Source organism: Bradyrhizobium sp. (assembly GCF_027307225.1).
Classification (GTDB): Bacteria; Pseudomonadota; Alphaproteobacteria; order Rhizobiales; family Xanthobacteraceae; genus Bradyrhizobium.
Map to the genome: position 1 here is coordinate 74,381 of NZ_DAHUXJ010000020.1, position 11,633 is coordinate 86,013.

Annotated in this window: 8 protein-coding genes and 1 pseudogene; 2 read left to right on the top strand and 7 right to left on the bottom strand. The window is 60.6% G+C overall.

The features are described 5' to 3' along the window. Window positions 1–48 precede the first annotated feature (48 nt). The 7 genes and pseudogenes from M6D32_RS03840 to M6D32_RS03870 all read right to left on the bottom strand — a co-directional run bounded on the left by M6D32_RS03840 (window position 49) and on the right by M6D32_RS03870 (window position 6,788). The gene (locus tag M6D32_RS03840; RefSeq protein ID WP_298253531.1) at window positions 49–1,032 is read right to left on the bottom strand and encodes a formylglycine-generating enzyme family protein; all 984 of its coding nucleotides are present in this window, start codon (window positions 1,030–1,032) and stop codon (window positions 49–51) included. Window positions 1,033–1,059: 27 nt separating this feature from the next. Next, window positions 1,060–1,587 carry a hypothetical protein gene (locus M6D32_RS03845; protein WP_298253533.1) on the bottom strand — a complete coding sequence of 176 codons (528 nt, stop codon included), beginning with the start codon at window positions 1,585–1,587 and terminating at the stop codon, window positions 1,060–1,062. A 396-nt stretch (window positions 1,588–1,983) separates the two neighbouring features. Next, a complete protein-coding gene (locus tag M6D32_RS03850; RefSeq protein ID WP_298253535.1) occupies window positions 1,984–2,352 on the bottom strand; it encodes a hypothetical protein in 369 nt (122 codons plus the stop codon). A 426-nt stretch (window positions 2,353–2,778) separates the two neighbouring features. Further along, window positions 2,779–3,504: a carbonic anhydrase gene (locus M6D32_RS03855; RefSeq protein WP_298253562.1), complete on the bottom strand. Its 726-nt coding sequence runs from the start codon at window positions 3,502–3,504 to the stop codon at window positions 2,779–2,781. 327 nt (window positions 3,505–3,831) lie between these two features. Beyond that, a pseudogene (locus M6D32_RS03860) lies at window positions 3,832–3,930 on the bottom strand (ferredoxin); the annotation flags it as partial. 12 nt (window positions 3,931–3,942) lie between these two features. After that, the gene (locus tag M6D32_RS03865) at window positions 3,943–4,977 is read right to left on the bottom strand and encodes a 2Fe-2S iron-sulfur cluster-binding protein (protein ID WP_298253537.1); all 1,035 of its coding nucleotides are present in this window, start codon (window positions 4,975–4,977) and stop codon (window positions 3,943–3,945) included. Then, window positions 4,977–6,788 (bottom strand): ethylbenzene dehydrogenase-related protein, encoded by a 1,812-nt coding sequence (locus M6D32_RS03870; protein WP_298253539.1) that lies wholly within the window; start codon window positions 6,786–6,788, stop codon window positions 4,977–4,979. Before M6D32_RS03870 ends, M6D32_RS03865 begins: the two co-directional genes overlap by 1 nt. A 740-nt stretch (window positions 6,789–7,528) precedes the next feature. Here M6D32_RS03870 and M6D32_RS03875 point away from each other — a divergent pair. Both M6D32_RS03875 and M6D32_RS03880 read left to right on the top strand, forming a co-directional pair. After that, the gene (locus M6D32_RS03875) at window positions 7,529–9,340 is read left to right on the top strand and encodes a type I secretion system permease/ATPase (protein WP_298253541.1); all 1,812 of its coding nucleotides are present in this window, start codon (window positions 7,529–7,531) and stop codon (window positions 9,338–9,340) included. Between the two features lie 262 nt (window positions 9,341–9,602). Next, on the top strand, window positions 9,603–11,591 hold the full coding sequence (locus M6D32_RS03880; RefSeq protein WP_298253543.1) for an HlyD family type I secretion periplasmic adaptor subunit: 1,989 nt from the start codon (window positions 9,603–9,605) through the stop codon (window positions 11,589–11,591). Window positions 11,592–11,633 lie beyond the last annotated feature (42 nt).

Below are 11,633 nucleotides of genomic sequence, written 5' to 3' on the forward strand. Positions count from 1 at the left end.
TGCTCTCCAACTGCCGTCAGTCGAACTTGTCGGAATTTCCGGTCTCACTCATGGCTTCTCTCCTGCACGAACTACGCAGCGGAATCCGAGATGGCTTGTTGACGTGTCGATCGGTTCGGCGTGGCGCGCTGCGGGGCGATAGCGGCGGCAATAGTTCGGCGCACAGAGGTGCGAGCCGCCCTTGATGACCTTGCGCGGAATCCTGATCTGCGGCTGGCACGGATCGTAACTTTCGCTTTCGGGGCCGCCGCGCGGATTTTGCGGGATGCAGCACGGCTTAGCGGCGTCAGCCTCGTGCCTGGTCGACCACCAATCTGTGGTCCACTCCCAGACATTGCCAATCATGTCGTGGAGGCCGTAACCGTTCGGCGGAAACGCCGTGACCGGCGAGGTGCGGTCGTATCCGTCCTCGCACACATTCTGGTTCGGAAAATTGCCCTGCCAGGTGTTCGCCATGTGCTTGCCGTCAGGGGCCAGCGTGTTTCCCCAGGCAAACTCTTCGCCATCCAGGCCGCCGCGCGCAGCAAATTCCCATTCGGCTTCGGTCGGCAATTCCTTGCCGGCCCATTTGGCGTAGACAGCCGCGTCGTCGTATGAGACGTGCACCACCGGATGCTTGTCGAGCACATTGATGCTGCTCTTCGGTCCATAAGGATGCCGCCAGTCCGCGCCCCTCATCAAGGTCCACCACTGACTCCAGTCGCTGAGGTCGGTCACGCGCGGCAGCGGCGAGAAGACGAGCGATCCCGCAAAGATCAACTGCGGTAGTGCATCGGGATAGTTTTTCGGATCTGGCGGGATCTCAGCGAAGGTCACGTAGCCCGTAGAGCGCACGAATTCCTTGAATTGCCGGTTCGTCACCGGCGTGCGGTCGATCCAGAAGCCATCGACCGTCGCACGATGAGCCGGCGCCTCCTCGGGGTAGTGATGGTCGGAGCCCATCCGGAAAGTACCGCCGGGGATCCAGACCATGTCGGGGATGCCGGCGAGATCAGGCGCCTGTTCGATTGGTCTGATTTCTTGATGCAACATCGTGGTATCTCCCCGCGCGCTGCATCGTTATCGGCAGTAGTCCCAGAATCCCTGGGTACGGGACGGATCGGTGTAGTACCAGCACATTCCTGGCGCGGGAGCCGCTCCCGCCCAGGCTGCTGCGGTCGCCGCACTCACGAAGCCGATCGCCGCACCGGCCGCGATCGCGCCACCTCTGGGCCAGCCATACCAGCCGGGACGCGCCCAACCCCCACGTCCTACGACGGCGGTTCTGCTGCGAACAGCGACATTGCCGCGCGGTCCAACGACGGCGGTACGGCTGCGATAGGCACCGCCGCGATATCCGACGGCGGCGCCGCCGCGATGGCCAACCATGCCGCCGCGCGGACCGCGCGCCATCCCGCCACGCCGGGCAACCGCGCGCACCTCGATGAGATCACCAGATGCCTGCGACGCGGCCTTGATGCCAAAAGCAGAAGGCGTTGCGACATTCAAGGCCGAGGCCGGCGTCATCATCACGACGGCGCCCAAACTCCCAATCAGTAGGATCTTGGCGGCGGCTGATGGAAAGTGAAGCTGTGACATTGAACGCATGTTACTCCCTCCCAATTTCCGAGATGTCTTTCAGGGTAAAACGTCAGACCTCGTCCGCTTTGGCGCACATGCTTTCGCGCGCAGCATCTCGCTGCGCGTTCTCCGATTTGAGCCGGAGGTATCCGCGTGCCCATTCTCGTTGAGGTTTAGATGCTAGGCCAATCCGGCCACGCTGTGATGTGCAGTTTGTGCCAATCGACATCGCAGTCCGGCCCACGCTTAACGAATGATGACAGAGATCGGTCAAGATCTTCCCGTCGCTCGAGCAGGCTCATTCGATAAAACAAGGAGAACTCTTCGACTTGATTTAAATCAAGGTGCCCCACGCTTGCCGCGTTTTGGTCGCGGGACACTTGGTCGCATTCGCGGGATTTCGTGCTGTTGTCACATCACCGATCACGCTATCGTCGTCTGATTTGGACAGCAATGGCGAGGGTGGCGGTGGCCCAGCACCTCAGAGTCGAAAGACGCGATCTCGATGGCTTCGAGGGTTTGCAGCAAGCAGTCAAGGGTACGCATTTTGATATCCTGCAGCTCGGCCGCGGCAAACTGGGCGGATGCATTTCCCATCTGGGAATCGGTGACTTCACGCTGAGTGTCTGCGCCTTCAGTGAAGGCGTCTGCGCACAGCGCACTTCCGCAGACGTGAAGATACTCGTCGGCATGTTGCTGGGCGCCGCGGATCGGGTGACCCAGTGGTCGTTCGACATGCTGCCTTCGGACATCGTCGTGATACCTCCGCAGGCAGAGCATCACGCCGTTCACTGTGGCGCATCTGCTTATGCGGTCATTCGACTGGACCCACACGAACTGCCGACGGTCTTCGGCGGCGATCCCTGGTTGAGCGATGCGGAAAATTGGCGTGAGAAGAATCGTTATCGGGCAAATCTGGAACCGTCACACACAAATTGTGACCGACCACGGCTTTTGGGAGCTTGGCCGGTTTGCGGTTGCCTCCCGCACGCTGTTTGGAGAGTCGCCGTCGGACACATTGCGGCAGTCCACATGCCAGGCCACGTTGGTGCCCGGCAGTTTCTCATCTCTTGCGGGTGTCCACTGAGGCCGGGGCGGGCTGCAGACCTCGCCCCCTCCGCACCCGGCTTTCGATAGCCGATAATTGGTAACGTCGTCTTCACGGCTTCGCTTTGACGCTTCACAGCGAGCAGTTCGACAGCTCGAGCTCTCGTTCGCTCAACCTACCATCTCGACTTTCCCGCTTTTGAGCCGGTAGATGCCGCCGACGACTTTCAGCTTTTTTTCGCCCACCGCCGCGCTGAGGATGGGTGCCGCTGATCTTAGCTTGGCTACGTTATCGATGACGTTCTGTCGGATCGCGTTGTCGAGAGCATCCCCGCTTTGTGAGGAAGCCGCTTTGACCGACGGCGCAATGGCTGCGACCAGGGAGGGAATGTGTCCGGGCGGCGGCTTGCCGTCTTTCAGCGACTTGATGGTCGCGTCGACGGCACCGCAGGCGTCATGCCCCAGAACCAGAATGAGCGGCGTATTGAGGACCGCGACCGCATACTCGAGACTGGCGATGGTCTCTTCGCTGGCGAAATTGCCGGCGATACGGCACACAAAAAGATCACCACGGCCGCTATCGAATGCATATTCGGGAGCTATACGCGAGTCGGCACAGCTCAAGATCGCTGCAAATGGGTTTTGGCCGGCCGCTAACGCCTCGCGCTCGTGCTTGAAATCGTGGCGCCGCATCAGCCCTTCCACATAGCGTTCGTTGCCCTGGACCAGTCGTTTGAGAGAGTCCTCCGGGGAAAGTACGTTCTGCGGTTTAGGCGGCTTCGATTCCTTCTCTTTCGCGCTCACCTCGCCGGCGAGCAAGAACCCTGCCGAAGAAGCCGCAAACAGGCCAAGTGCCCGCCGAGAGATGCCCCTGCCGGGCCGGCAGATCTCACACATGTCTTCCTCTCGATCGGTTCGGTTTTGCTTCGACCGGTATATCACTTCGATCGTAGGCTGAGATACCGCTCGCGCTATGCAAATTCGGCGGATCAGTACCGTCCTCCAAATCCGGCTCAGGAGGGCCGCCGCGGCCCAAGCTATCACAATGCAAAATGGCCGCTAGCTAGGCGGCCCAATTGCATTTCGAATGTTTGATCGTGCGAGTTCTTGGCCGCACGGGCTCGGGTTGCGCTGGCGGAGCTTAGTGTTGCACCTGCCCGCTATGTTTAGGGGGGCCGGGTTTATAATGATGTTGGTGGTGAAGCCGGGTTGCGATGGGGCCGATTTTGAAACCCATGGCTCGTCGACGTAGACATAGCACGTCGCGCAAATCGCGTTGCCGCCGCATTCCGCGACGATTCCTTTGATGCCGTGACCTAGCGAGTGCGGCGTGTCCTACGCCGCGCGCAGAGTTTCGGGAGCCTTTCGGGAGCGATCCAGCCAGCCAACGAAGCGCGCCACCAGACCGGAGGGCTCGCCACTATTGTCGTTTGGCGCGAACGGGTCCGCGTAACATCTGGCGCCTGCCGCCTTGGCAAGCTCAGCCACCGTTTCGGTCATGCCGGGCGCACCCGCGGTATAGACGAGGTCTTCCGGCGACAGGGCTGGCAGGTAATCCGTGGGCTGGCCACTTCGGATGGCGTACGAGACGCTCTGCGGCTCCGACACGACCGGGACAATGGTGACGTTAGGGAAGCGTGCCAATCGGCACAAGGCGCCATGCATGTAGAACGACCGGAGCTTTCGAGTGGAAACGACGAATGCGAGCTCGCGCTGCGGACGCTCGGTGATGGCGGCGGCTGCGATTGCCCACATCGGTGCAAACCCGGTCCCACCGGCGATCAGAATCACGCGACCGCGATGGTTGCGCCGGTGAAATGCGCTGCCGAACGGGCCCGACAGCCTCACGCGGTGGCCAACGCGAATCCTGGTTCCGATCACGGAAGATACGGCTCCGTGCGGCAGGCGCCGGATGTGAAAATTCAGCCGGCGGCTGCGCGGCGCCCCCTCAAGCGGATAGGTCGGGCTATAGCATCGCGCCGGAAAGCCTCGAAATTGAAGCTTGCAATATTGGCCGGGCAAGTGCCGGAACGGTCGCTGGAGCTCAAGGCCGACGCCGACGACATCGGGGGCAAGCCGAACCAATTCGGCCACGCGCGCCGGCGTCGAAATTGGTTCGGGCGTGGGCTCAGCGACGACTTGAAGATCGGAGACGATCCGCGCCTGGCAGGCGTAGATCATATCGCTGTTGTCATCGGTACCGCCGAATACCTTGCCATCCACTAGACGCACCCGACAGGACCCGCAAATGCCGCTGCGGCAGTCGTAGGGCAGCTCGACGCCGCTCATCAGCGCGCCGTCGAGCAGGAGATCACCGCAATTGGCAAGAAACGTCTCGTTGTTGAAGGTCACCTTGCAAATCTTAGCCATTACTCCACCTCAATGCGAATTGGACGGACATGACGCGTGTGCCCGATCTGGCTATGATCGAAGGCTGCGACACGCATGAAGACGCCTGTCTTGATCGGGACGTCAAACTGGCTGTGCGTATCGAGGCGACGCGCGACCTCGAGCGACCAGTGGCCGGAGGCCCATCGCGCCGCGCATCGAACGTCGGCGCGATCGCCTGAAAATTCTCCCGATATGATCACCCCGGGAATGACGGTGCCGACGGGAATCTGACGGTCCAGCTCCGTCGTGTACGGCACCGATTCGGTCTCTGTCATGAACCAGCGCGCGCCGTCGCTCTCGCCGACCTCCGGATCGAGATTGATGGATCCCATCGCCGCGGTCGTCGCGGCCGCATCCTTCGGCAATCGGCGCGGCCTGATCAATTGATTGCGGTCCGTCGGGTTCAATGGCGCATCGAAATTGTTGAAATAGTTTGCAGTGCCGGGGTCGGGCGCGAATCCGCCCCTGTACGGAACGACATTATTCAATTGCATCGGGGTCGGCTTGAGCGGCGGGCCGAAATGATCGTCATCCATCCAGCCGCTTGGGCCGCCGCTGGTGGCCTTCCATTGCCACACATCCGCATAGATTCCCTCGGCCGGTGTGTAATGCAGGCCTCTCCCGGTCTTGGTCGCCGGTGCGTCTGCAACCGGCTGTGGGCCAGCGTGGAAAGTGTGGTCGCCGGCAAGCGTTGCCTCCAGCGTCGTGAACAAGATGGCGAACTTGTCTTCATTGAAGTCGCGCTCTTCGCCCCTCTCATAGCCGTCATGAAGCAGCTGCCAACCGTCGGCCCTCTTGATTAGCGGCAGTTGCTTCAGCGATCGCGTGGGATCCTCCCAGGTGAACAGGAAATACGCCCAGGTACCGTCGTGCACCGCGCGAATATTGATCCTGGTTTCACCCTTGCCGTCGAAATTGTCGCCCTGATTTGTCATCAGAGAGAATGGCTGGATGTTTCGCCAAACCGGATCGGACGTGTCGCCGTCAAGAATGGGAGCTTCCCCGCTCGAGATCCGGTGGATGTACAGGCTGTCAACCACCAGAACATCGGTCCCGATCAGCACGCCGGTGCCCAGAATTGCAAAGGCCGCTGCAACAATGAAAGGGTTTGAATGCAATGTGACGTCTCGCTGTTTTGCGGCGCTGCCAGTTTGCGCCCCCGCCTGCGGCCGCTGCCGAGACGGCGCCGCCGGCTGTCCGGATTGTTCGACCAGCAACGCGAGTAGCTCCGCGGCATCTAGGCGAGGTGGCGGAGGCGGCAAACGTCCCGGACGAACAATGCGAAAAAGCTGCGAAGTGCCGCCGATCATGACCTGGACGACAACATGCAGGCAGGTAAAGAGCGGAACGGCCCAGCTCGCCCACCAGTGTGCGGCCGCTACGCCATGGTCCGCGAAGAGACCAAAATAGAGAAGGCCGCCACTGACGATCAGGGTCGCCATGGTGAGGAAGAACACCCAGGTAAGAAGGACGCTGAACGCGCCGAGACGGCCGTGCTTTCGCCCGATCAACGCGCGCAGACGGAGTTTGTCCAATCGAACGCGGCTGCTAAGCCCGGATCGGACTAGATAGACCGTGTAGGCGATCGCAATCGCGATCAGCACCACGGCGGCTTCGATGTGCATCGTCCAGACGTTCGTCCGTGGCAGCAACGCATCGAACAGGTTGATCCACGTTCGCCCCGGCGCTTCCGTAGCGATGCGCAGACCGCTGAGGAAGGCGACGCCGATTGCCGCGACGACCAGCCAGTGCAACAGGACCGTGCCGTAATCGGTCTTCCGCTGTCTCACCCGCGCACTCCCTTTTCACGCGTGCGGCGGGCTTCGGTTTTCGTTCGGCACGCGTCATTTACGTATCTGCCAGATACGCAATACGAATCTCGATCGGATATCTCCGAGCGCAGCCGTACAATAACTTGATAACGCATACTCAACTGTTCCCCAAAGAGAAGATCGCCGGTCAGCGAACAAAACTTCTCCTTTCGTCGACGCGCAGCATCGTCGTCCAAACAAACACGCCCGGCTGAATTGAACGATTGCACCAGTCTGCGCGTGGTTGAGTCGCTAGCTGCGGATCCCAGGACTACCCGGCGGGTTCGCGCTGTATGCCAACCGGCTCATGTTACTTCTCCCCTGCTTTTCGTCGCGCCGTCGGCTTCGAAAGAAACTGACGAACGCCGTTGGCCGACCGGACAAAGATATTCGGGTTCGTGGCGTCATTCGGCCGAGACGAGGGCCAATCGCTGTTGAAGCAAGGTGATAGGCTGACGATTCTATGACTGCGATCATGGCGCGTAGCCGCCACCCGCGCGTCACCGAAATAATAATGTCTTCGTGCGGCGGTGCGAGTCGGTCGATTGCACATCTCTCACGCTGAATTTTCTTTGTGATTCGAACCGTCCGTTTGTCTCGCGTCGCCAGAATGCCGCAGCGAAGTGGTCGTCGGTCCAATTGCTGCCGGAAAATGGACAGCATCCGCTGCCAACAAAAGTTCGACTAACGCGCGGTGAGAAGATGCAATGGGGAGTGACATGCAAGATCGGCGACCGTCTTCGCGGTTCAGCCCACGCAGTTTTCTGGCAACGGCAGCGGATGATCCGGTCTCGCGCGCTCTGCGCGAGAGTGCGCGACGGATGACCGGTATTGCCATATTCAGCGGCGTGATCAATCTGTTGATGCTGTCCGGCTCTCTTTATATGCTGCAGGTCTATGACCGGGTCATTCCGAGCCGCAATCTTGCAACATTGTTTGGTCTTTCGGCGATAGTGCTGCTTGCCTATCTGGTGCAGGGATATTTCGAGGCGCTGCGGGCAAGGATGCTGTGCCGGGTCGCAACGCTTTTTGATGTCGACCTACAGGAAGCGATCCACAATGCACTGGTGACGTTACCACTTCGAGGTGTGAAGCCGGCTGCCATGCAGCAGCCATCGCGCGATCTCGAGCAGGTCCGCGCTTTCATGTCGAGCATGGGACCGACGGCGTTCCTCGACATGCCCTGGATTCCGATATTCCTGCTCGGACTGTTTTTGTTTCATCCCGTGATTGGAATGACCGCGCTGGCAGGAACCATATCGATCGTGGCCATGACGGTCCTGACCGAACGCCTATCGCGTGGAGCGGCCAAGGCCGCGACGGAGTCCAGCGCACAGCGGCAGGTGCTCGTGGACGCTATCCAGCGCAACGCCGAGGTCATCCGCGCGCTCGGCATGACGGATCGATTCAAGGCGCGGTGGTCGCAATCGAACGAGCGATACCTGCAGGAAAATATGCGTGCCGCCGACCTGTTCGCCAATCTCGGCTCGGGCGCCAAGGTGCTGCGTTATGTCCTGCAGTCCGGGATGCTGGGGGTGGGTGCCTATTTGGTCGTCTCCGACAAAGCTTCCGGCGGAATCATGATCGCGTCCTCCATCATGATGGGGCGGGCGTTGGCGCCAGTCGAGGTCGCCTTGTCCAGCTGGAAGCAGCTTGTTGCCGCTCGTCAGGGGATCACGCGGCTGCGCGCGATTTGCAAGGAGACGGCAAGACCGCCGGTGCCGTTATTGGACCTGGCGCGTCCCTGCCGCGAATTCGTCGTCCAGCAGCTCACAGTCGCAGCGCCTGCCACCGATACGCCCATCGTCTCGAGCGTTAGTTTCGCGCTCACAGCGGGTATGGGCCTGGCTTTGCTGGGGGCCAGCGCATCCGGCAAAACCTCGCTTTCCAAGGCGCTGGTCGGAATTTGGCCGGCCAAGTCCGGCACAGTTCGACTCGATGGCGCTGCGATCGATCAGTGGCGAAGCGAGGATCTCGGACGGCATATCGGCTATCTGCCGCAGGAAGTCGCCTTGTTTGACGGTACCATCGCCGAAAACATCTGCCGCTTCGATGAGCGCGCGACATCAGAGGCAATTATCAGGGCGGCGCAGATCGCTGGCGTTCACGATCTCATCCTTCGCCTGCCTAACGGCTATTCGACCCCGATCGGTCAGGGTGGCTTGTCGCTGTCGGCGGGTCAGCGGCAGAGAATCGGGCTCGCGCGTGCCATCTATGGCGATCCGTTTCTGGTCGTACTCGACGAGCCCAACGCGAATCTCGATACCGATGGCGAGAACGCATTGAGCCGTGCCATCCAGATCCTGCGCCAAAGCAAGAGCGTTGTGATCGTGATATCGCATCGCCCCAGCGTGATTGCGGCATTGGATATGGCGCTCGTGCTTTACGAAGGAAGATCGATCGCCTTCGGCCCGTGCCGGGAGATATTCGCTCGCGTCGGTGCAACCGTGACGCAGAACGCGCCGAGAACCCAAGCGCGCCCCGGTCCCAAGTCGGCGCCGCAATACGCCGCAGTGCCTGAGCACGTCTAGTGGTCCGATTCTAACATTCGCATCTCTTCTCAGCGTGCACTTTTGCGAATGTTCGAATCAAAGGACCACTAGCAAATGTCTGTTTCTAGTGGAGTTTAGGATTTGACATTCGCTTTCCAAACTCGCGGCCGGATGGGTAGCGAATGTCAAATCCACTCCACTAGTGCGGCGAATTTGAAGTTCCTATCAGTTTCGACGTGAGTTCGTTATAGGAGCTTCAAATTCAAAGCCGCACTCAAATCAATAAGTTGCTAGAGCTCCTTTGATTCCGACGTTCGCATCGGAGGGGCCGCAACAGCTTGCGAACTTCGGAATCGGAGCTCTAGCTATGCGGTACGCTGAGGACAATCGATACCACGACGAATCTGCGCAAAACCGAAGCGGCGAGCCTTACGCCGACGACATCGGACCACAGGGCGACGCGCTGATCCTTGAGCTGCAGCGATTGCGCCAGGCGCTTGACGGTGAACGCCGAGACGGCCGGCAATCCCCTGCCCCGCCCGGACGCGGCGAAGCGCGGAAACGTCAAGCACCGCGCAAACCCCAACGGCAAACACACGGTGCGAGGCGAAAGAAGAGTAAGGTCAAGCAGGCCATCGATATTTGCCTGAAGCCGTTCGGCATAGCGGCTCCCGTCCAGGCCGAAGACGGCAGTAGCCACCGGGCTGAGCCGGTCGTACGGCCGTCCTATCAGGAGAGCCCACCTTTATTTCCACGCGATCCCGTCTTGATGGATCTGGACAGGCCCGGGCCGGACATGCCCGCGCCCGAGGCTTCGCATTCATCGCGAATTGGCGAGGGCGAAGCCATTGTTACCGCAGATGCCCCTCAGCCTACGGTCAACACGGCTGTTGCGGATGTGATTGGCAAGTGCCGCAACGGTTTGATGGTGGGTGCAGACTTCATTCTCGATCGCGGCGGCGCACCTCCTGTAGACGACGGCGAGCATGGTTTGCAGACCGGCGTCCAATGGGCGTTTGAACACGAACTGCGAGTCGGCCTTCGGGTTCTCCTCACCGCCGGCATCGTCGGTGGAGGTTGGGCCGCATTCGTGCCACTCGCGGGAGCCGTCGTGGCGCCCGGCAATCTCGTCGTGCAATCCAACGTCAAGAACATCCAACATCCGACTGGGGGGGTCGTCGACGAAATCGATGTGCATGACGGAAGCCGGGTGCAGACGGGCGAACTGCTGCTCCGGCTGGACGCGACACAGGCGCGCGCCAGCTTGCAAATGGTGACCAAACAGCTCGATGAGGTGCGGACAAAGATGGCTCGCCTCGTGGCCGAGCGCGACGGCCTGGCGCGAATGGAACTTTCTTCGGAGCTTGCATCGCGTTCGGGAGATGAGACCGTAAAAAGCCTGCTTACGTCGGAACGTTCGCTGTTCATGGCTCGCTCAGCCGCACGCCAGAGCCAGAAAGATCTACTGCAAGGCAGGGTTGCGCAATTGACCGAGGAAATTGCGGGCCTCGAAGCGCAGCGCGATTCCAAGGACAAGCAGCTGGAACTAATTGCGAGCGAATTGACCGGCGTGCAGGAGCTTTATGATAAGCACCTCGTGCCGCTGGCCCGCCTGACAGCGCTGCAGCGGGATTCCGCGCGGATCGACGGCGAGCGTGGGCAGCTTGTGTCCTCCATAGCCGAGACAAAATCAAAGATCGGCGAGACTCAGCTGCAGATGGTGCGCACGGATCAGGATTTTCGCACCGATGTCGTGAAAGAGCTTGGCGAGGCCCAGGGCAAAGAGGCCGAACTGGTTGAACGCAGCGTTGCGGCACGCGACCTGCTCGACCGAATCGAGATCCATGCGCCGGTATCCGGTCTCGTTCATCAGCTCACGGCTCACACGATCGGCGGGGTCATACGCCCGGGCGACACCATCATGGAAATCGTCCCTGACGCGGAAGACTTGCAGGTCGAGGCGCGGCTGCAGCCGAAGGATATAGACCAGGTGCGCTTCGGTCAGCCGGCGTTTGTCCGCTTTTCCGCGTTCAACCAGCGTGTCACGCCGCAGCTCACCGGCACCGTCTCTTATGTCTCGGCCGATACGAGCCATGATCCGCAGACTAGCGCGCCTTATTTCACGGTGAGAGTCGTGCTGTCGGACCAGGAGCGCCGGCGGCTTGCCGGTCAGCAACTCGTGCCGGGAATGCCTGCCGAGGTCTTCATGCAAACGCGAAGCAGGACGATGATGAGTTATCTCTTCAAGCCGATCGCCGATCAGATGCGCCGCGCCTTCGTCGAACAGTGAACGGTACTCTCGATCGTAGTGAGCTGCCTCTGTCAAAGGCGG

Bases quoted from the DNA above. Each gene is read 5' to 3' on its own strand.
- M6D32_RS03840 (WP_298253531.1), bottom strand. From the start codon at position 1,032: ATGTTGCATCAAGAAATCAGACCAATCGAACAGGCGCCTGATCTCGCC.
- M6D32_RS03845 (WP_298253533.1), bottom strand. From the start codon at position 1,587: ATGCGTTCAATGTCACAGCTTCACTTTCCATCAGCCGCCGCCAAGATC.
- M6D32_RS03855 (WP_298253562.1), bottom strand. From the start codon at position 3,504: ATGTGTGAGATCTGCCGGCCCGGCAGGGGCATCTCTCGGCGGGCACTT.
- M6D32_RS03865 (WP_298253537.1), bottom strand. From the start codon at position 4,977: ATGGCTAAGATTTGCAAGGTGACCTTCAACAACGAGACGTTTCTTGCC.
- M6D32_RS03875 (WP_298253541.1), top strand. From the start codon at position 7,529: ATGCAAGATCGGCGACCGTCTTCGCGGTTCAGCCCACGCAGTTTTCTG.